General features: G+C 62.1%; 18 protein-coding genes. 3 read left to right on the forward strand and 15 right to left on the reverse strand.

Annotated elements, in window-relative coordinates; translation table 11 throughout:
* Genes ACP7BL_RS02475 through motA form a run of 10 tightly spaced genes read right to left on the reverse strand, consistent with a single transcriptional unit; the run spans position 1 to position 7,378 of the window.
* The gene (locus ACP7BL_RS02475) at positions 1-333 is read right to left on the reverse strand and encodes a hypothetical protein (protein WP_033963647.1); all 333 of its coding nucleotides are present in this window, start codon (positions 331-333) and stop codon (positions 1-3) included.
* Entirely contained in the window at positions 333-860 is a 528-nt protein-coding gene (locus ACP7BL_RS02480; protein ID WP_126848248.1) for a chemotaxis protein CheD, read from the reverse strand. Before ACP7BL_RS02480 ends, ACP7BL_RS02475 begins: the two co-directional genes overlap by 1 nt.
* Positions 861-864: 4 nt before the next feature.
* The gene (locus tag ACP7BL_RS02485) at positions 865-1,254 is read right to left on the reverse strand and encodes a response regulator (protein ID WP_010404669.1); all 390 of its coding nucleotides are present in this window, start codon (positions 1,252-1,254) and stop codon (positions 865-867) included.
* Positions 1,254-2,294: a protein-glutamate methylesterase/protein-glutamine glutaminase gene (locus ACP7BL_RS02490; protein ID WP_033963652.1), complete on the reverse strand. Its 1,041-nt coding sequence runs from the start codon at positions 2,292-2,294 to the stop codon at positions 1,254-1,256. The genes ACP7BL_RS02485 and ACP7BL_RS02490 overlap by 1 nt, the downstream gene beginning before the upstream one ends.
* Positions 2,291-3,127 carry a CheR family methyltransferase gene (locus tag ACP7BL_RS02495; protein WP_426257531.1) on the reverse strand — a complete coding sequence of 279 codons (837 nt, stop codon included), beginning with the start codon at positions 3,125-3,127 and terminating at the stop codon, positions 2,291-2,293. The genes ACP7BL_RS02490 and ACP7BL_RS02495 overlap by 4 nt, the downstream gene beginning before the upstream one ends.
* A gap of 44 nt (positions 3,128-3,171) precedes the next feature.
* Positions 3,172-3,678: a chemotaxis protein CheW gene (locus ACP7BL_RS02500; protein WP_010404666.1), complete on the reverse strand. Its 507-nt coding sequence runs from the start codon at positions 3,676-3,678 to the stop codon at positions 3,172-3,174.
* Positions 3,675-5,834: a chemotaxis protein CheA gene (locus ACP7BL_RS02505; protein ID WP_126848254.1), complete on the reverse strand. Its 2,160-nt coding sequence runs from the start codon at positions 5,832-5,834 to the stop codon at positions 3,675-3,677. Before ACP7BL_RS02505 ends, ACP7BL_RS02500 begins: the two co-directional genes overlap by 4 nt.
* Positions 5,831-6,196, reverse strand: a complete 366-nt coding sequence (locus ACP7BL_RS02510) for a response regulator (RefSeq protein ID WP_033963654.1) — start codon at positions 6,194-6,196, stop codon at positions 5,831-5,833. Before ACP7BL_RS02510 ends, ACP7BL_RS02505 begins: the two co-directional genes overlap by 4 nt.
* Complete coding sequence (locus tag ACP7BL_RS02515) at positions 6,193-6,567, reverse strand: STAS domain-containing protein (protein ID WP_405052977.1); 375 nt, start codon at positions 6,565-6,567, stop codon at positions 6,193-6,195. Before ACP7BL_RS02515 ends, ACP7BL_RS02510 begins: the two co-directional genes overlap by 4 nt.
* The gene (gene motA, locus ACP7BL_RS02520; protein ID WP_033963657.1) at positions 6,494-7,378 is read right to left on the reverse strand and encodes a flagellar motor stator protein MotA; all 885 of its coding nucleotides are present in this window, start codon (positions 7,376-7,378) and stop codon (positions 6,494-6,496) included. Before motA ends, ACP7BL_RS02515 begins: the two co-directional genes overlap by 74 nt.
* A gap of 155 nt (positions 7,379-7,533) precedes the next feature.
* On the opposite strand from motA, the gene flaF reads away from it, so the two are divergent.
* Complete coding sequence (flaF, locus tag ACP7BL_RS02525) at positions 7,534-7,893, forward strand: flagellar biosynthesis regulator FlaF (protein ID WP_033963658.1); 360 nt, start codon at positions 7,534-7,536, stop codon at positions 7,891-7,893.
* Between the two features lie 84 nt (positions 7,894-7,977).
* Here the strand turns inward: flaF and ACP7BL_RS02530 are convergent, their stop codons facing one another.
* The gene (locus ACP7BL_RS02530; protein ID WP_299106039.1) at positions 7,978-9,852 is read right to left on the reverse strand and encodes a methyl-accepting chemotaxis protein; all 1,875 of its coding nucleotides are present in this window, start codon (positions 9,850-9,852) and stop codon (positions 7,978-7,980) included.
* A gap of 378 nt (positions 9,853-10,230) precedes the next feature.
* On the opposite strand from ACP7BL_RS02530, the gene ACP7BL_RS02535 reads away from it, so the two are divergent.
* Positions 10,231-12,354, forward strand: coding sequence for a putative bifunctional diguanylate cyclase/phosphodiesterase (locus ACP7BL_RS02535; protein ID WP_426257532.1), 2,124 nt, complete (start codon positions 10,231-10,233; stop codon positions 12,352-12,354).
* 27 nt (positions 12,355-12,381) lie between these two features.
* Here the strand turns inward: ACP7BL_RS02535 and ACP7BL_RS02540 are convergent, their stop codons facing one another.
* From ACP7BL_RS02540 to galA, 4 genes are all read right to left on the reverse strand, one after another.
* Positions 12,382-13,035: a PAS domain S-box protein gene (locus ACP7BL_RS02540; RefSeq protein WP_260591573.1), complete on the reverse strand. Its 654-nt coding sequence runs from the start codon at positions 13,033-13,035 to the stop codon at positions 12,382-12,384.
* Positions 13,036-13,178: 143 nt separating this feature from the next.
* On the reverse strand, positions 13,179-13,790 hold the full coding sequence (locus ACP7BL_RS02545; RefSeq protein ID WP_426257533.1) for a response regulator transcription factor: 612 nt from the start codon (positions 13,788-13,790) through the stop codon (positions 13,179-13,181).
* Between the two features lie 767 nt (positions 13,791-14,557).
* Positions 14,558-14,818, reverse strand: a complete 261-nt coding sequence (locus ACP7BL_RS02550) for a pentapeptide repeat-containing protein (RefSeq protein WP_171010598.1) — start codon at positions 14,816-14,818, stop codon at positions 14,558-14,560.
* A gap of 304 nt (positions 14,819-15,122) precedes the next feature.
* Complete coding sequence (galA, locus tag ACP7BL_RS02555; protein ID WP_426257637.1) at positions 15,123-17,618, reverse strand: beta-galactosidase GalA; 2,496 nt, start codon at positions 17,616-17,618, stop codon at positions 15,123-15,125.
* A 497-nt stretch (positions 17,619-18,115) separates the two neighbouring features.
* Here galA and ACP7BL_RS02560 point away from each other — a divergent pair, with 497 nt between their 5' ends.
* The gene (locus ACP7BL_RS02560) at positions 18,116-21,034 is read left to right on the forward strand and encodes a glycoside hydrolase family 31 protein (protein WP_137903199.1); all 2,919 of its coding nucleotides are present in this window, start codon (positions 18,116-18,118) and stop codon (positions 21,032-21,034) included.
* The last annotated feature ends 168 nt before the right edge of the window (positions 21,035-21,202 follow it).

Raw genomic sequence — 21,202 nt, forward strand, 5'->3', positions numbered from 1 at the left:
TCAGGTTCCGATCAGCGCGATACGCAGACGTTCCTGCACCGCGCCAAGGCGAACATGCTTGATCGCCTCCACCGAATTTTCGCCAGCCGCGATGCGGTCCATCAGATTGGCGCATTCATCGGCATGTTGGATCAGGTAATCGAAGCTTTGGAGCTGTTCCAGAAAGCTGGTCACGAAGTGTTCGTCCGCGACGAGCACTTCGGCCAACCCTTCCAACTGTTCGCGGATTTCGCGCAGCTCGGCCGCCATCACGCCGTGCAACAGGCCCGAAAACGGGTCGAAGGCTGTGACAGGGGTTCCGTCCTGGGTTGTGATCGAGGGAAGATAGGCCATCAAAACAACTCCAGTTCGCCATCGCTGGGCGGGGCAATGACAGGGACGGGCGCGCGGACGAGGGGGACCGCATCCGAAACGTTTTTGCTGCGGCTCAACCCCTGATAGGGAATGAACTCGACCTTGCGGGCGGAGCGCCCGCCAATGTCGACGTGCCCGATCTCGATTCCTTCGGTTTCAAGGAAGCGACGCGCGAACTCCGCATTTTGCGACCCGATCGAGCCCAGCCCGGCAATGATGTTGGCACCGCCATAGATATGGCCTTTCAGCCGCGCCCGGGACGCGCCCTTGGCCATCATTCCGTTGATCAGCAATTCCATGGCATGGACGCCATAGCGCTGCATCTCGTCGGGCCGCGGTTTGACATCGGCTCCCGGTTCGCCGAGCAGGAAATGATTCATGCCCCCGATCCGAGAGACGCTGTCGTTCAGGCAGACTGCGATGCAGCTGCCGAGAAGGGTCGTCACCATCGTATCCGGTTCGGATACGACGCAATGCTCGCCCTGGATGATGTTGATCCTCCGCATGGCGTCAGGTCAACGCGCCGAAGACGCGCTCAATCTTTTCCTTGAGGGCAGCCGGCGCAAACGGCTTTACGACATAGTTGTTGACGCCGAGGGCTGCCGCCTTTTGTACAAGATCGCGGTCAGAAGAACCGGTCAGCATGATAAAGACGGTCTTCCCGATCACCGGGTCGGCCCGGACTTGCTCGAGAAACTGGAGTCCGTCCATTTCGGGCATGTTGTAATCGGAAATGATGAGATGAACCCGGTCGCTGCGGACCGCGCTCAACGCCTCGGTTGCGCTGCCCTTGTCGCGCACATCCTTGAAGCCGAGATCCTGGAGCGTGCGCCGGATCATGGCGCGCATGCTCGTCTGGTCGTCGACCACCATAACCTTGATCTGTGCAGCGGCAGGCATCAGACAATTCCCAGGGGCTTGGCCCGGCATGCCGCAAGGATCGCCTCGGGCATGGCGGACAGGCTGATTTCTTCCATCACCGCGCCGATTTCCATCGCCGCGCGCGGCATACCGTAGACCACGCAGGTTTGCCGGTTCTGCCCCAGCGTGCGCGCACCGGCGCGTCGCATTTCGAGCAGGCCTTGCGCCCCGTCCGATCCCATGCCGGTCAGGATCACTCCGACCGATCCGGACGCGACCGGACAGAACGAGCGGAACAGAGCGTCGACCGAAGGACGATGGCCGCTGATCGGGTCGGTTTCGCGCAGTTTGATCCGGCGGTCGCCGTTGGTCGCGAGTTCCATATGTGCTTTCCCCCCAGGAGCAATATAGACGGTTCCCTGCTCGACCGGGCTGCCATTGGTCGCTTCCACCACCCTTACGGCACATTCGCCATCGAGGCGTGCCGCGAAGTTGCGGGTGAACGCTGCTGGCATGTGCTGGACGACCAGGATCGGCGGGCTGTCCTTGGGCATCGCCTTCAGCACCGAGAACAGCGCCTCGACGCCGCCGGTGGAAGAACCGATCGCGATGATCGAACCCTTGCCGACGCCACCGCCCTTGGCAGGCGGGAGGTTCGGCGTCGGCCCCGGCCGCACCGAAGCGCGGGCGGCCGCCTTGACCTTCTCGCACAACAGGGTCGCATCGCGTGCAATGTCCTCGGGCGTGCCGGTGGGCTTGGCGATATAATCGACCGCGCCCAGGCGCAGCGCCTCGATCGTGACCTCGGCACCATGCGCCGTCAGCGTCGAACACATCACCACCGGCATGGGCCGCAGGCGCATGACCCGTTCCAGGAAGGACAGGCCATCCATACCCGGCATCTCGACGTCGAGCGTCAGGACATCGGGATTGAGCGACTTGATCATTTCGCGTGCGGCAAACGGCTCGGGAGCCATGCCGACGACTTCGATTTCGGGGTCGGCAGACAGCATCATTTTGAGCGTCGCGCGCATCGTGGCGCTGTCGTCGACAATCAGGGTTCGGACACGGCGGGTCATGTTTGGCCCTCGATTTTGGCATAAATGGTCTGGCCGCTCGATCGCATCCGGGTCGCCGAGACCCCGATGAGACGTTCCGAGTGGCCGATGTAGAGGTGTCCCGCTGGCGCAAGCTGATCGACGAAGCGCTCTTCCAACTCGGCCTTCGCTTCCTCGTCGAAATAGATCATCACGTTGCGGCAGAAGATCACGTCGTAGAGTTGGCGCAGCGGCCACGGTTCGAACAGGTTCAGCACCTTGGCCGTGACGAGCGCACGCGCTTCGTCGACCATGACGTAATCCTCGCCGTCCTGGCGCATCCACGTCGAGCGATACTCGGCGGGAATAGGGCGGACGGTCGCCGCGTCATAGACGGCGCGCCGGGTGGCTTCGACCACGGGCGGCGACAGATCGGTTGCGAGCAGCCGAACATCGGCGTGCCGCAGCCAGCTTGCCGACGCCCGATCGGGGCCGAGCAAGCACATCGTGATGCTGTACACTTCCTCCCCGCTCGAACATCCTGCCGACCAGATGCGGATCGGGTGCCCCTTGGCAGCCCGTTGCTTCAGTTCAGGCAGAACGACTTTGCGGAAATGGTCGAAGTGATGGACCTCGCGAAAGAAATGCGTGTGATTGGTGGTCAGCGCGACCACCATCGACGCGCGTTCCGTCTCGTCCGACTGCACCATCGCGACATAATCGCGAAAATGCGCCAAGCCGTGTTGCCGAAGCCGCTTGGCCAGTCGAGACTGGACCAGCGTCACCTTGCCCGCGCTAAGCGAGATACGCGCGTCGCTCTGCATGATCGCTGCGATCGCTGCGAAATCCGACGAGGTCAGTTCTGCGTTCGTCATGGTGGTGCCGCCGGCGGGCGCGGCGGGGGCGCCCCCGGCCGCGGTCACGCTACGAGTTCCAGATGGCGGGTCAGCGACAGGCCATCGAGATCAAGCAGCAGGATCATCTGCCCGGTGTCGTCGCCGCGCGCTTCCATCGTCCGCGATTCGACCCGGACCAGGCCCAGGATGACGCTCGGTTCGCCGATTTCGACATCGGGTGCCGGCTGAATTTCCTGGTCGCCGATCGAGACGATGTCGCTGACCTCGTCGACCAGGAAGCCGGCCTGTTTTTCGCCGATCGAGACCACCAGCACGCAGCTCCGCGCATGGATCTTGCTGGGTTCCCAGCCAAGGCGCTCGGCCAGGCCGATGACGGGAACGACGTTGCCGCGCAGGTTGGTGACACCTTTGATGAACGACGGGACGGTCGGCAGCGGAGTCGGCTCTTCCCACTCGCGAATTTCGATCAGCGAGTGCATGTCGATCCCGAAGGTTTGATGGCCCAGCGAGAAGGTCACGATCTTACGGTCGGCCTGCTTGTTCGCGGTGCGATGGTCGAGGGAGCTCATGCTGCGATTCCTTTTGGAGTGAAGCGGTTGAAACTGTTCGAGGCGACCAGTGCCTCGATATCGAGAATAAGGGCGATCGATCCGTCACCCAGGATGGTCGCGCCACCCAGCCCGCGGATCGGGTAGAGGTTCTGGTCGAGGCTCTTGATCACGACCTCGCGACGGTCATCGATCGTGTCGACGATCAGGCCGACATGGCCGGCGCTTTCGCTTTCGACGATCACCACCAGCGAATCTTCCAGGCTGCGGTTGCTACCGGGCAGATCGAAGATGTCCGTCGCACGCTTGACCGGCAGATACTGGCCCCGCATGTCGATCACTTCGTTGGTCGGGCTGGTGCGCTTGACCTGGCCGGGGGCCGGCTGGACGGTCTCGATCACGTTCGCCAGTGGCAGGACATAGCGTTGCCCGCCAAGGCGAACGATCATCCCGTCGAGAATCGCCAGCGTGAGCGGCAGGATCATCGTGAAGGTCGTGCCTTCGCCGGGGGTGGAGGCGATCTCGACGCGGCCACCCAGTGCCTCGACGTTCGAGCGGACCACATCCATGCCGACGCCACGCCCCGAGATGTTCGAGATTGTCTCGGCCGTCGAGAAGCCGGGCGCGCAGATCAGCTGATCGATCTCTTCGTCGGTCAGTTGCGCATCCGCCTGGATGATGCCCTTTTCGATCGCCTTGGCGCGGACCCGGACGCGATCGATGCCGCGGCCATCATCGGCCACGCGCACGAAGATGCGCGCGCCCTTCTGTTCGGCCGATAGCCGGATCGTGCCTTGGGCTTCCTTACCTTTGGCGATGCGGTCGGCGGGCGGTTCGATGCCGTGGTCGATCGCGTTGCGGATCATGTGGGTCAGCGGGTCGCCGATCTTCTCGATCACGCCCTTGTCCACTTCGGTCGTCTCGCCCGTGGTCTCCAGGATGACCTGCTTCCCGGTTTCGGCCGAGAGATCGCGCAGCATGCGCGGCACGCGGCTGAATGCCTGACGGATCGGCTGCGCGCGCAGCGACATCACGTTGTCCTGGATCTGGCGCGTCAGGCGCGCCAGTTCCGGAAGTTCGACGCGCTGCTGGTCGGCCGGGGTCAAGCGATCCGCGAGGATCGAGTTGCGGATGACCAGTTCGCCGACCAGATTGAGCAGCAAGTCGAGTTTGATCAGGTCGACACGGATGGTCTGCGCGGCGGGTTCGGAAGCGCGCTCGAGCGTTGGCGCGCTTGGCGACGGTGCTGTCGTCGATACCAAAGTGAGCACCGGTGCCGACAGTTCGGGCTCCGCATCGGCAATGTCGTCCGAGGTCTGGTCGAGGGGATCGGTGGCCGCGGCAGAGGTTGCCGGAACAACCGACTCTGCGCGCGCAATGCTCACGAGCGAATCCGGGGCGACGAAATCGAAGCAGTCGGTCAGCGCGGCTTCTTCAATGCTTGCCGGGACGCGGATCGTCCACCGCAGATAGCTCTGCTCGGGTTCCATCTCGCGCAGCGGTGGCAGCGCCGACAGGTCGACACTAACAATGGAGCCCCCAAGCGCTTCGACTTCCCGCACCAGCAGCAGCGGCTCGCCGCCATTGGCCAAGGCGGCGTGCGACGGTGCGAAATCGATGATCCAGTCGGGCTCGACCGGCTCTTCCGTCGCATCGAAGATGTCGAGCGCGACACCAACCGGGCGGAACCCGAATTCGTCCTCGTCGCTTTCCTCGGCCTCCGGCTGGGGCGCGTCGGGCGTGGCGGGCGCGGGTGCGGGTGCGGCGGTAGCACCGCCGCCGACGCCGACGCCTTTTGTCTCCAACACGTTCTCCAGCGCGGCCAGGACGGCAGAATCCTGGGGCAAGGGTGCGGTGCCGCGGGCGGCGGCGACGTGGTCGGTCAGAATGTCGAAGGCCGACAGCATGACATCGGTCACACCGGGCGTCGCGGGAATGCGACCGGCACGTACCTCGTCCATCACGTTTTCAAAACGATGGGCAAAGGCGGTCAGGGCAGCGTGACCGAACGCGCCGGCGCCGCCCTTGATCGAATGCACCGCGCGGAACACGCCGGCAATGGTTTCCGACGACAGGTCGCCCGCGCGCATGGCCGACAGGCCCTGCTCGGCGACGGCCAGCCCTTCAGCGCATTCTTCAAAGAAGATGCCCTGGATTTCGTCCATTTCGTCGCTCATGAGCATACCCGCCGAATGGCGGCTCCCAGTTTTGCCGGGTCGAACGGCTTGGTGATCCACCCCGTCGCGCCAGCCTCGCGGGCGCGCATCTTCTTCTCGTCGGAGAATTCGGTGGACAGCACGAGGATCGGTGTGCCGCGGAAGGCGGGCTCTGCGCGCACCGCCTCCATCAGCTCGAACCCATCCATCTTCGGCATGTTGATGTCGGTGATGAGCAAGTCGGGCTGGACTTCGCGCATGCGCTCAAGCCCATGCTCGCCGTCATTGGCACTTTCGATACGATAGCCTTGTGCGGTCAACGATGCCTTCAGCAGCATACGCATGCTGGCAGAATCATCGACGGTCAGGATCAACTTGCTCACGCCTGGTCTCCGATGGTTTTGATGAGGCCGATCGCGTCGGCAAGACCGCACTTCTCCATTCGTTCGACGAAGGCGGGGCTGGGGTCGATGATGTGAAATTCATGTCCGGCGTCGCGCGCTTCGATGCGCGCGGCGAGCAACACTTGCAGCGCGGCCTGGCCAATGCTCTCGCTCGCGGACGCGTCGATGGTCGTTGCGCCGTCGTCGGCGGCGTTGATGAGCCGAGCGAGCAGATCCTCGGCGGTCACCGTCGTCGCATGCGATGGCAGGTGGATCACCGACGATGCGGTCTCGGGGTCAAGCGGGGGTGGCATTGAGTTCATTTTTCGCCTCGTCGAGTGCGGCTTCGAGCTGCTGGAAGGTTGGGGCATGGGCCGAGGGCGCCATGCGTCGGGCAATTTCCACCGCGACCTGAACGGGCACGTGCTGCGCGTAGGCAACGATCGCGGATTTCGCGACCAGGAAGGGTTTGGAATCGGCTTCGATCACTTCGAGCAGTTTCGATGCGAGCGGGCCGACGATGCAGTAGGACAGCAACACGCCGAGGAAGGTGCCGACCAGCGCGCCGCCGATCATCGCGCCGAGCACTTCGACCGGCTGGTCGATCGAGCCCATTGTCTTGATGACGCCGAGCACGGCGGCGACGATGCCGATTGCGGGCAAGCCGTCGGTCATGATCTGCAGCGCGTGCTGCGGTGCCAGTTCCTCGTGGTGGTGCTTGTCGATATCGGCATCCATTGCCGATTCAAGCTGGTTAGGGTCTTCGAAATTGACCGTCATCATCCGCAGATAGTCGCAGATGAATTCGATCAGGTGATGGTCCTTGAGCAGCCGCGGATAGGGCGAGAACAGCTTGCTCTCCGACGGCGTGTCGAGATGCGGTTCGATCCCGGTCGCGCCACCCTTTTTGAAGGTGGTGAGCAAGCCGAACATCATGGTCAGAAGATCGCGATAGTCGCTCGACTTCCAGCGCTCGCCCTTGAACGCGCGCAGCAAGCCGCCCATCGCCTTCTTGATCGTGCCAAGCGAATTGGCGACGATGAAGGACCCGATCGCTGCGCCCATGATCGCCATCAGCTCGTGCGGCAGCGCTTCCAGCACGACCGCCAGCTTGCCGCCCGAGAGCAGGAAGCTCCCGAACACGCAGCCGAGGATCACTATGAAGCCGATACCGTTCAGCATGATGGATAACGCGTCCGCAATGAAAGGTGGGTGACCCTTTGATTATAGGATGAACGCGGGCGCTTGGGCGCGGGAACGATACTAAATCTGCAATCCTCCCAAGATGACGGCCTCCGACCGCCTAGAATGATAACAGAACCGTAAGAGGAGATTTCATGTCACTGCATGCTTATCAAAGCGCCCGGAGCCGCGCCGAAACCCCGCGCGCGGCCGAGGCCCGCCTGCTGAGCCAGATTACCGGCGAATTGATGGATGCGCAGGCTGCGCGCCTGTCGGGCGGAGCGCTGATCCAGCCGCTGCACCGCAACCGCGAGATGTGGTGTACCTTTGCCAGCGATTGCGCCGCACCAGGCAATGCGCTGCCCGAGACATTGCGCGCGCAGATCATTTCGCTGGCGCTGTTCGTCGACCGCTTCACCACCGAGGTGATGATGGGCCGGGAAAAGATCGAGACGCTGATCGATTTGAACCGCACGATCATGGAAGGGCTGCGCGCACCTTCGCTGGTGAACTGACTTTCCCGCCGCTCCTGTCGCTCGGACACAAAAAGGGGCACCGCAGAGAACCTGCGGTGCCCCTTTTGTTTGGGTTGGATGGGCTCAGAAGCTGGCCCAATCCTCCCCATTGACCGATTCAAGCGCCTTCACCGGCGAAGTATAGGCGGGGGCCTTTTCCTTCTTGGCCGGCGCAGCGGCGCGGGGCTTTGCAGCGGGCCGGGCCACCGGGCGAGCGGCGGCATTGCCGCCAATGTCGAAGCGTGCGGTCTGCTGCGACAGCGAACTGACCTCGGTGGTCAGGTTGCGGGCGGCAGCCGAGGTCTGTTCGACCATCGCGGCGTTCTGCTGCGTCGCACGGTCCATGCTGCCGACGGCAACGCTGATCTGCGAGATCGCGGCGGCCTGGGCCTGGTTGTCGGCGGCCATGTCGCCGAGCAGCTTGTGCACTTCGCCAACGTCACCGGCGATGTTGACCAGCGCGCCATCGACCTTCTGCACCGCGCCGACTGCGGACAGGATTTCGCTCTGCGTGACGGTCAACTGGTCGCGGGCGCGCTTGGCTTCCTCTTCGGCGCGCATTGCCAGCGCCGAGACGAGATCGGCGACGACCGCGAAGCCGCGACCGGCGTCGCCTGCACGGCCCGCTTCCACGGCCGCGTTCATCGCCAGAACGCGCGTCTGGAACGCGATCTTGTCGAGGCCTTCGATCACGCTGTCGATGCCCTTGGCGCTTTCGGACACGCGGCCCATCGCCTGCACCGCTTCATCGGCGATTTCACGACCGCCCGAGACGGTGGCGATCGCGCCGTCGGCACGGGCAACGGTGCGCCCTGCGGCATCTGCGCTTGCCTTCAGGCGACCATCGATCTGGGTGATCGCGGCGGAGGTTTCCTCCAGGCTGGCGGCATTGCCTTCGGTCCGGCGTGCGAGATCTTCCGACGCCTGCGCGATTTCGGTCGAGCCGGTGCCGATGGCCGAGGTGCTTTCCACGACCCCGCCGATCAAGCCGCGCAACGCTGCGGTGGCGGCGTTGAAGTTGGTCTTGAGTTCGGCATAGTTGCCGGGGAAATCGGCGTTGATCGTCGCGGTCAGGTCGCCAGCGGCCAGCGCGCCGAGATTTTCACCGACGGTCGCAACGACCATATGCTGTGTCGCGTCGTCCTTTGCCTTGGCGGCCTGCGCTTCTTCAAGCTTGACTGCGTTGTCGCGGAAAACAAGGACGACCTTGGCCATGTCGCCAACTTCATCCTTGCGGACGGCGCAAGGGACGTCGACCGAATTGTCGCCATCGGCGAGCTTGCTCATGGTGCCTTGCAGCTTGTGCAGCGGCCCGGTGATGCCCTTGCGGGCGACAACGATGCTAAGGCCGATGCCGATGGCGATACCAAGGATGCTCACGATCGTGAGCGTCATGCCGGTGGATGCCGCGTCAGCGCTTAATTGGTCGGAGAGCTTTTGCCCTTCGGCGATGATACGAGCGTTGAAGGCTACGCTATCGTTCGACAACGGTTCGAGCGTTGCATCGACCTGGGCAAGTACCGCCTTGGCTTCATCGTTGCGATTCACCGCGCCCAGCTTGGCCGCCTTGTCGGTCAAGGCATGCAGCGCGGTTATGCGCTGTCCGAATTGCGCAAACTCCGCTGAGTATTTAGGAAGTTTTTCATTGGCCTGCTTGAGTAGATCAAGCGCGGACTTGTAGGATGCGTCCTGTCGAGCAGGTGCTGTCTGCGCCATCTGGGTCGACGCGTCGTAGGCCATAGCCTGGTAGGCGAACAGATCCATCTCGTTCGCGCGGCGAACCACGCGGGCGAGCAATGTCGGGACAGGCAAATCATTTGCGATAACATAGGAATAGGCTGCATCGGCGCGCAATAGCGAGGATATGCCGAGGTACGCGATCGTTCCGGTGATCGCGCCGAGAAAAAGAAGGAGGGAAATGATCTTGGGGGCAATTTTCATATTGTCGAGAAAGCGCATGGGGCTCTCCTGGAGTGAGCGTGGACAGGGGCAATTATTCGTTTCCAGATCATTATAGGATAGTGGTTCGGAACTTGGTGCCGTCCTGCGCAAATTGGGTACTCACCTCCCCGGAGCGGGATGGACCCGGTAACGGAGAGAATGGGGTCGAGCGCCCGCGCGTTTTCTGTTCGACACGCCTTCATTGTCGCGGGAATCGACCGATTTCCCTTTTCTGAAGAAGGGCAGCGGCAGCCATCCCAAGAGATGATGGTCGCATGACCACCGAACGACGGCCTCTCCCACAAATCCTCTATGATGAAGGCTAGGGATCTGGCCCGGAACCTTGCGCATGGCTGCGTCGCCTTCGCTCGCCGTGTCACCGCGCGGGATATGAGCATGACCAATATCGGAACCAGGATTGCACGGCTGCAGGTGTTCGGTGCCGCGCTGTTTTTTGCGGTGGCGGCGCTGGTCGTTGGCGGGATGCACCAGACCAGCGTGGCGATGGAGCAGAACCTCGAGGACATCCGCCGTGTTTCAGCGGTGATGGAAGTCGCTGATCTGATTTCCGAAAATCGCGTGGCGCAGGCTTCGTTGCTGCTTGAGGACGGGCAGGCTGCGCGCGCGCTGTTGGCGAAGCGCACCGGCGCGCTAACCGTCGAGCTGGCGCGCTTATGCGCCCTGACGCCGCCCGGTCCGCTCAGGCCGATGGTCGATGCCATGGAGAAGGATTGGGACTCATATCAAAAGGCGCAGCAGCGAATGATCGCTATGGACGGGGATGGGCACGCCGCTGACGCGCTTGCCCTTTTCCGCGGGGAGCTACAGAAGAAATACCTCGATTTTGACCGGCAGGCGGATGTTTTGGCCGGCCAGTTTCGTGCCAATGCCGATCGATCCGGGCAAATGGCGACCGGGGTGGCGCACTTCGTCGCGGTGTTTGTACTGTCGTTTTCGGCCGTTGGTTTCCTGGCCCGCTTCCTGGTTCAAATCTTTATTCACCGCCGGGTGGTGCGACCGTTGGTCGACATTACCAAGTCGCTGACGGCACTGGCGTCGGGCAAAACCGACGTCGTGCTGGCTGGCGGCGAGCGGCGTGACGAGATCGGCGCGATGGTGCGGGCGCTGGATGTGTTCCGCGCCCAGGCTCGGCTGATCGAGGCGGAGCATGAGCGGACCCTGGAGGCCCAAGCCCGCGCCGAGCGATTGGCGCGGCACGACTCGTTGACCGGTCTGCCCAATCGGCGCTTCTTTACGGAAGTTCTTGGGCGCATCACTGCGAACGCAGAGCATCCCGCAGCCGTAATGATGATCGATCTGGACCGCTTCAAACCAGTGAACGATATCTATGGGCATGATGCCGGCGACCTCGTGCTGAGCGAGCTCGCGCAACGTTTCATTGCCCACCGCGATGAACTGGGAACGGTCGCCCGGCTTGGCGGAGACGAATTTGCGGTAGTGTTCCCCTCTTCGAACGATCGCAGCCATGCCGCGCGCGTTGCCCAATTGCTCAGCGTCATCATTTCCCGCCCGATTCAACTGGAAGATGCCGTGGTCGAGGTGGGCGCGGCGATCGGCATCGCGCTCTTTCCGCACGACGGGACAAGCCCGGCCGCGCTGCTGCGAGCTGCCGATCTGGCAATGTATCAAGCCAAGACCGGTGGCCAAGGACGCTATCGTTTTTTCGATCCGTCGATCGAAGACAATGTCCAGGCACGGGCCGCGATGCACATCGACGTCCGGCGTGCGGTTGTCGCCGGAGAAATTATCCCTTACTATCAGCCTCTTGTGGCTATAGATGGAGGCGGACTGGTTGGTTTCGAGGTGTTGGCGCGTTGGATCCATCCCGATTGTGGAGTGGTTATGCCCGATGCGTTCATTCCGGTGGCGGATGAAATCGGCGTGCTGACCGACCTTACCTATCGTTTGTTGGAACGGGTTTGCCGGGAAATTCGGGAATGGCCCGACACGCTGACCTTTTCCATTAACTTGGCACCGAGTCAGTTGCGCGATCCGCAGATTGCGTCGCGACTGATTGCCATCCTGGATCGCTACGGCATCGCACCGCAGCGGATCGAAGTGGAAATCACCGAAAATGCCCTTATCACGGACTTTGGTGCGACCAAGAAGGTATTGAGCCGCCTCCAGAAGCACGGCATCCGCATTGCGCTTGACGATTTCGGGACCGGTTATGCCAGTTTGAACCATCTGCGCGAATTCAAGTTCGACAAGATCAAGATCGATCGGTCCTTCCTGCGCGGGCTCGACCAAGGCAGCAAAAACGAGGGAATCGTGCGCGCCATGATTACGCTCGGGAAAAGCCTTGATCTGGCGATCACCGCCGAGGGCATTGAGGAGATGAGCCAGTGGGCGCATCTGTCGGAATGGGGATGCGATTTTGGCCAAGGCTATCTGTTTGGGAAGGGCATGCCGGCCGGAAAGGCGAAGGCCCTGATCTCCACCGGCGCGCGCGGGTTGAAAGGTGCTCCACGGTCCCCGCTTCGCGTGGCCCAGTTATAGCCCTGAACGCCGTCGCCGACCGCAGATTCAGTCTTCGAAGATTGTGCGCAGGCGTTGCAGCAGGTCCCGCGCGCGCAAGGATTGAGCGCTGGCATCCTTTACGAACCCGGTGATCGTCTCGGGCGAAGAACCCGCCATCAGCGCGATTTGGGCAGCGGCTAGAAAATTGGTCATCGCGGTCATCGGTTGGTTCAGTTCATGCACCAGAAGCGCGACGGTGTCGGCCGATCCAATCGCGTTCGCATCACGCTCGCTCGCCTGCGCGGCATGTGCGCCGGTGCCAAGCCAATCCGAAAGGGTTTGCAAAGAGCAGGCAAACACCCGTTGCCCTTCAATGACCACCTTACTCACCAGCGCGGCGACCGGAATTTCATAACCGTCGCGGTGGCGCGCCATGAAGACCCGACTTTGCGCGATTCGTTCGCCGTCCAGACTTCCCGCATACTCCGCGATGGTCCTATCGTGGATATGATGATATAGTTGGGGTATCAATTCGTTGATGTTCTGGCCCGGCGCGGTCTTGCCGTCAAAGCCGAACAAAATCTCGGCATGATGATTGGACGATCGCAGGATTCCGCAATCGTCGATCACCATCATCGGAAAAGGGACAATGGCCAGGATGGATCGCGCGATCGCATGATCGCCATCCATGGGCTTATCCGATTCTCGTGCGCCGTTCATCACCGGTCGCTTATAGCTCCGCGATGCAGCGCACCATACATCATATTGGAGCGTGTGTCTGGAACAGATGACACCGCACCGATGGGCGCGATTTTGCGACCCTTGAGCCGAGGCATCCGCAATTCAAACAATGCGCGGGCGGGTCAATCCACGAGCCCGGCTGCAAAAGCGATGCGCAGCGCGTCGGGTAGGGACCGGACGTGGAGCTTGGTCATCAAGTTGGCGCGATAGACCTCGACCGTGCGCGGGCTGATGTCGAGTTCGTGCGCGATGACCTTGTTGACCTTCCCCGCGATCAAACCCATCAAAACATCGACTTCGCGCGGGGCCAGGCGCGCGATCGATTGTTGTGCGGCAAGGACGCGTGCCGCGTCCGCTTCGACCTTTTGCAAGCGATCATAAGCACGCTCGATGGTGGTGATCAGCGAACCGTGATCATACGGTTTTTCCAGAAAATCGATTGCGCCGGCTTTCATCGCCTCAACGGCCATGCTGATATTGCCATGCCCAGTGATAATGACGCAAATCAGGGGCAAATCGCGCGCGCTAATGGCGGTCAGTACGTCGATCCCGGACGCGCCGGTCATATGCACATCGAGCAGCACCACTCCGGGCTCGAGGGTTTGTGCCGCCGCTAGAAATTCGTCGTCCGAACTGAAAGTGCTGATGATGAATTCAGAGCGCATGTTGAGCAAGGATTGCAGCGATTTACGCACCGGTTCGTCGTCATCGACGATATAAATCTGTTTTAACATGGCTACCCCGCTGGCCGTGGCGAAACTGTTTCCTGAAGCCCTTTATCCCCACGTGGGAACGGCGGCGCGCGGATCACCCCTTGTGCCGGGCAGTCAGAAGAAACAAACTCTCCGAAATAAACGTGATTGATTGAGAGCGATCTATCTTGCGGTGCAGCAATATTGTGCAAATGCACATTGGAGATTTTGACGTCTCCCACGGCGTAAAATGTTCGATCTGAGCGTGATAAAGGTACAACAGATTCGACCCGGCGTTTACGTCGGTGAAATGCACGGACCGAGGACACTTCTCGTAAAACCACATTTCACTATTACACCTAAAAAAACGCTTTCCATAGCAAAAATGGATGATGCCGTTGGCCAAAAAGGGGATTTACTTTAAGGATAAAACTGCTCCCGCGGAGGGTGAGCTCACCGTTCAAGCATAGCCAGTGGCCCCGCCGGTTAACTGGGCAGGCCGTTCCTTCCACGACCGCGTTCGTTGATTTCCGGACGCGGAGCTGCAGGACCACCGCCCCAGATTGGGAAGTTTGTCCTTGCGGCTTGGGAGGCATGATCCCGTTCTGAAGGGTGGGTTTGGCTTGCCCGGGATGCCAAACCGAAGCGCTGGGCAGTCACTTGCCGATATGATCGGGCACGGGCGTAGCAGGGGGTTGGGTATCGGAATGTGACTGCCCAGAAACAGCCCTTCGTTCGTCGGGCGATATACGGGGGACCTGACGCCTTGGGTGGAAAGCTGTCGTTGGCCGCGCCTCTGCCGAAGCGGGTCACCAGTGGGGTTTTTCGCCTGCCGCCAGTTCATAGCCATGGTTGTAAGCATCGGTGAAGTCGGCACCTTCCATCTTCGCGCCAGTGAAAATTGTCGCGCAAAGTGCCGATCCCCGAAAGTCAGACCCGGAAAGATCAGCGTCGGTAAAGTCGCAAGTTTTCACGTTCGCGTGGACGACAGCGTTCTTCAGAGAAGCGTTGCGGAACGACGCCGTTACAAAACAGTCAATAATCTCAATATCGTCAAGAATTGCGCCCACGAGAGCGTCCGATCCATCATCGCCAATATCTAAGTTGTGGAAACGCCTCTGCCCCGAGGCATATCTACACAGTAGCTCCGACTGTGTTATATCTTCGTGCACGACTATCATGCCCGCAGCTATATGCTGCTTTGCCCGCCCCTCCAACCCGCCTTTGGCGCGCGATCCATCGCACTGCGATGTTGCGTGTAGCTAAATCGAATGTCCGCTATTGGGCGTGATCCGACGCTTGGCACTCGACCCGGCACGTTGCGCCATTGCGCAATGCTGCGCACGCCCAACGCAGCCATGCCAGTATCTCCTGCTACGTCTTGCGGGAAGCCGCTACTGCTGAACGAAGCGGCGCTTTCTGCGCCTGAACGGTCAGTGTTGCGGGGACCAGCGGCATGCCCAGCGCTCCGCTTTCCGCTGCCTCGATCAGAATCGCGCCGCTGCGTTTGCTCGACTGGACGATCACTTGTGCCAGTCCGTTGAACAGCGACCGCTCGCTCCCCTTGTCGCTCTCCAGGCAATTGGGATTGCCGTTGCCGACGCCGATCAGCTTGCCCGCTCCGGACACGCGGAAGCCGAGTTTCTGACTGGCGGTTGGCACCGGACGCCCGCGTGCATCGAGCGCTTCGATCTTTATCAGCGCGACGTCCTCGCCATCGGCATCGATCGTCAGCCGGTCGGCGGTCAGGCGCAGTGACCGCGCCGGGCCGGTTGTCTCGCGCCGCTGCGTCATCACGACGCGCCCCCCACGCCGCCCGCGCGCCTCGATCACGCCGGGCTGATATATGGCTTTCCACGCGACGTGCCCGAGGTGCGGTACCGCCTGGCTGCCGAGGCTGCGACCATTGACCAGCAGTTCGACCTCATCAAGGTTGGAATAGACCCAGATGGCGAGTTCATCCCCCTCGCGGCCCGTCCAGTTCCAGTGCGGGAAAAGGTGGAGCGCCGGCTCCGGACGCCACCATGCCTTGTAGTAATGGAAATAATCCTTCGGAAAGCCGCACATGTCGACGATGCCGAATTGCGAACTGATCGACGGCCATCCATACGGGGTCGGCTCGCCGCGGTAATCGAAACCGGTCCAGGCGAAGCCGCCCGCCAGCCACTCGCGCGCGCCGTAAACGCCCCACCATTGTTCGGGCGTTTCGCCCCAGGGTACCACGCCGTCATAGCTGTTGACGGTGTTCCGCGCCGGGTCGCTGCTATATTCCCCGCGCGTCGAGATCGCGCTCGACGTCTCCGAGCCGAACACCGGTCGGGTCGGATGCTTGCGATGGAATTCGTCGGGCAGCTTGAGATTGTAGTTGAAGCCGATGATGTCGAGCGGGTCGGACACGCCTTGCTCGTTATTGCCGTTGACCGCAGCCGATACGACCCGCGTCGGGTCCAGCGCATGGCAGCGCCGCACCATCGCTGCGGCGATGGCGCTGCCTTGCTTGGCCATGTCGCCCGATTGCAGCAGCCATTCCTCATTGCCGATCGACCAGATGATGATCGAGGGTGAATTGCGGTAGCGCTTCACCATCATTTCGAGCTCCTGCATTCCTTCGGCATTGGAGCTCATCTGGCGCGTCTCGCACATCAGCATGACGCCCATGCGGTCGCACGCCTCGACCCATTCGGGTGTCGGCATGTTGTGCGAGGTACGCACCGCATTGCATCCCATCTCCTGCAGGACGGACAGGCGAAAGGCCTGTAATCGATCGGGCAATGCCGCGCCGACGCCGGCATGGTCGTGATGGTTGCAGGTGCCTTGGATCTTGAGCGGGCGGTCGTTGAGGAAGAAACCGCGGTCGGCCGTGAAGCGCGCGCTCCGCACGCCGAAGGTCAGCCGCTCGGCATCGCGCACCGCTGCACCGCTCAGCACTTTTACGACGGCCGAATAGAGATAGGGCTGGCCGGGTGCCCAGCGCTGCGCGATCGCGATCGTCGCGCTGGCGGTGAAAAGGGCTGAGGTGCCTGCAGCGATGTGCTGCACCGGCGTTGTCGCCGTCGCGACCGTCTGGCCGGCTGCATCGAGGATCGTCCATTCGACCGCGGTGGCGGTCGCCTGCTCGCCCTCATTCTCCACGACCGTCGCCAGTTCGAGCGCGGCACCGTCACCATTTGGCGTTGCGCGTACGACGCTGTCCCATTTGCCGAGATGGAGCGGGTCGATTTTGCGCAGCCAGACGTGCCGGTAGATCCCGGCTCCTTCATAGAACCAGCCATCGCCGAAGCTCGCGTCGACGCGCACCACGACGCAATTGCTGCCGCCATAGACGAGGAAATCGGTCAGATCGAAACGGAACGGCGCATAACCGTTATCGTTGCGGCCGATGAAGCACCCGTTGACCAGGACGATCGCGTCGCGCAGCGCGCCATCGAACTCGATCCAGATGCGTCGGCCTCGATCGCTTTCGGCCACGTCGAACAGGCGACGATACCAGCCGACGCTGGTCTCGGGATAGCGCCGACCGAGCGGTTTATAGCCGTGCGAGCGCAGCTTGCTGTCGCCCTCGCCGCCCTCGTCGTTGACGAAGGGCAATTCGACCGCCCAATCGTGCGGCAGGTCGATCATGCGCCAGCCACCGTCATCATAGGCGGCCTTGGCAATCTTGAAATCGCCGGTCTTGGCGAAGTCGGCCTGTCCCGCGCCATAGCCGAAATCCTTGGCGGGATCGCTCGCATGGCCGAATGCAAAACGCCAGCCAAAGTCGAACAGGGACTCTTCGCGCGGCGATATCCCCGTGTTCGGGCGCTGCTTGGATGCGGCCGTGGGGACGGGCGCAGCCATGCTGGCGGTTGGCAGCAGCGCGGCTGCCGACATCACCAAACCGTCTCCTATAACTTCTCGACGAGAGCGATCATGCATCAGAATTTCTCCGCGCCCGTAGCTTTGCGTCCATTGCGAAGGTCGCACCGTTAAAGCGTCCCACGTCGCGCCAGATGAGAAAGCGTAGGGCAACCAGGCGAGAACCGCCAGATCTGTCGCCTCGTAAAGGCAGGCAAACGTGTCGGTGCGCGAAGCCGCAACAGTGGAATGATGCGCTTTTCTTGTAGGAGTATTGATTCTGGATGCGTAGGCTGCCCTCAACGCCAAATGCCGGGCGAGCGGCGGGGGGAGGGGTGATGCGGACACTGTCGAGCGTGGTGGGCTGTGCGGCACTGCTCCCCTGCCATGCTGCTCCCACGGCGGTTCCGCGCGTCGCGCCAGCGAAAACGCAGGGCGCGGTCGTGAGGGTTACGCCCCGAGCTATGGTACTTCCGGGAGATAGATCTGTCATGCGATCATTACACCGACTATTCGCGACCGTACTACTGCCGATGTCCGTGCCGATCCCTGCCGCCGTTCTGGCGGCAAGCCCGGCGCTCGCGCAGTCGGTGGCGGCACCGACTGGCCTCGACCCGCTCGGGCAGATGCAGTTGGCGGCACCGGCATCGGACGCGGCGTTCCACTATCGGCGGCTGCGCGGCGGCGTGCAGTTCATGCTGGGCGGCGTCACCAAATCGGTGATTTTCTACGCACCGGGCGTGGTGCGGGTGAACGCCAATCTCGGCCAATCCTATTGGACGCAGCGCAGCCTCGTCGTGATCCGCGAGCCCGGCGCGGTGCCGTTCACGCTGCGCGAAAGCGCTGACACGCTGGAGCTCGTCGGGCAAAAGCTGCGCGTTGCGATCGACACGCACACCGGCGCGGTGCGCTATTATGACCCTTCGGGTCGCTTGCTGACGCGGGAGAAGGACGACGCGCCGCAATCGATCGACAAGCGGATCATTTCCAACGCCCCGACCTATGAGGTGGAAAATCGTTTCACGCTCAAGCCCGATGAAGGCATTTACGGCTTCGGCTTCACCAGTGACGACGAGATCAACCGGCGCGGCAAGGATCTGCTCCTCGTCCAGACCAATGTCGGCATCATCATCCCGGTGATGGTCTCGACCGAGCGGTACGGCGTGCTGTGGGACACCTATTCGCAGATGCGCTTCAAGGATGATGCCGATGGCGCGCGGTTATGGGCGGAAAGCGCGCCGGGCGGCGTCGATTATTACTTCATGGCCGGCGACACGATGGACGGGGTCGTCGGTGCCTATCGCTGGTTGACCGGCGATGCGCCGATGTTCCCCAAACAGGCGTTCGGGCTGTTCATGAGCAAGGAGCGCTACCCGACGCAAGAGCGCATCGTCGATGTCGCGCGGGCGTTCCGCAAGGAAGGCTTTCCACTCGATTACATCGTGCAGGACTGGCAATATTGGGGCAGCGACAAGGACGGAAGCTGGTCGGGCATGATCTGGGACCCGAAGCGCTATCCCGACCCGGTGGCGATGAGCCGGGAAATTCATGATCTGCACATGAAATTGATGGTGTCGATCTGGCCATCGGTCGGCGACGACACCGCGCTCGCGCACGATCTCGATCGGTATGATCTGCGGTTTGCACCGGAACACTGGATCTCGAAGCACGCGCGCGTCTACGACGCGTACAGCCCGAGGGGCCGCCAGATCTATTTCAAATACGTCAAGTCAGGCCTGCTCGACAAAGGCGTCGATGCGCTGTGGATGGACGGCACCGAGGTCGAGGTCAGCTCGGCGATGTGGAATCCGGTCGACAATGTCCGCGACACCAAGGCGCTCGGCCGCAATGCGATGGGCGATTTTACGCGCTATCTGAACCCCTATTCGCTGCTGACCACGCAAGGCACCTATGACGGCGAGCGCGCGACCGGCGACAAGCGCGTCTTCACGCTGACGCGTTCGGCCTGGGCGGGGGCACAACGCACGGCGGCGGCATCCTGGTCGGGCGACATCTATGCCAATTGGAAGACGTTCGCACAGCAGGTGTCGGGCGGTCTCAACGTCACGATCACCGGCAATCCGTATTGGACGCAGGACACTGGCGGGTTCTTCGTCAGCGATTTTCCCGGTGGCGAGAAGAACCCGGCATGGCGCGAACTGTTCGCGCGCTGGTTCCAATATGCGACCTTCAACCCGATCATGCGCGTGCACGGCACCAACGTCGAACGCGAGCCATATATCTTCAAGACGCTCGATCCGGCGGTGTACAAGACCCTGCTCGACAGCGTGCATCTGCGCTATCAATTGCTGCCCTATATCTACAGCCTGAGCGCACAGGTGACGTCCGCTGGCTATACGCTGATGCGCGCGCTGCCGATGGACTTTCCGGACGATGCCGCGACGCGCAACATCAATGACAGCTTCATGTTCGGATCGGCGTTTCTCGTCCATCCGGTGACGCGGGCGATGTACAATATCCTGCCCTCGGAAGCGGGCACCGTGCCGACCGAGTGCTTGCGCACTGCCGACGGGAAAGCCGGGTTGAGTGTGCAATATTTCGTCGGCGAGGATTTCGAAAAGGCGGGCGGCGTGGTGTCCGATGCGAAGATCGACCACACCTGGCCCGATCCGCCGCTTGCCGAACTGCCGCCGGGCCTGACCTCGCTTAGCCACTTCTCCGCACGCTGGCAGGGCGAGTTGATCGCGCCTGAAGATGGCGAGTATGAGATCGGGGTGACCGGCAACGATGGTATGCGGCTATTCCTTGGCGGCAAGCTGGCGATCGACGACTGGAAGCGCAGTGCCACGCGCTCGCGCGTGGTGCGCTACACGCTCAAGCAAGGCGAACGGCTGCCGGTGCGGCTTGAATTCTTCCACCCCGAGGGCGGGCGCGTCTTCCGTTTTATCTGGCGCACCCCGAGCGAGCTGAAGCGGGATGCCGCGATCCTGAGTGCGCCGCGCGACCTGACCATGCGGACCTACCTGCCGCGCGGGAACGACTGGTATGATTTCTGGACCAACCAGCGCTACCCCGGCGGCGTGACCGCTGCCCGCGAAGCGCCGCTCGACGTAATTCCCCTCTATGTCCGCGCCGGGGCGATCGTCCCGATGGGGCCCGTGCTGCAATATGCGACCGAGCGGCCCGATGCCCCTTATGAGATCCGCGTCTATCCGGGAGCGGACGGTCGCTTCACGCTCTATGAAGACGACAACGAGACCTATGCCTATGAGAAAGGGCAGTCGGCGCAATATGATCTGGTGTGGGACGACGCCAAGCGGACGCTGATGATCGGCGCGCGGCGCGGGGCCTTCCCCGGCATGGTGCGGCAACGGACGTTAAAGGTCATCGTCGTCGACCGCGGGGGTGACGAAAGGGCTGGGCAAGAGGATACGCGAACCCTCCGGTATGACGGAGGTGCGGTCAGTCTCCATTTCGATCGCACGGGTTGAGGCAACCCGCTAACCGTGCCGGAAGGCGCACGGCAACAGGACGTTGCGCGTTCCCAAAGATCGCTCGACCGCACTCTCGCGATACCCGCGGGCCTGCCGGGAGCCGACAAGCTGAATCAAATCTCGCTCCGTTTTGAAATCCTGCAAGCGATTCCAACGCTTAAAAAC

Source organism: Sphingomonas sp. DC1600-2, assembly GCF_049897605.1.
Taxonomy (GTDB): Bacteria; Pseudomonadota; Alphaproteobacteria; order Sphingomonadales; family Sphingomonadaceae; genus Sphingomonas.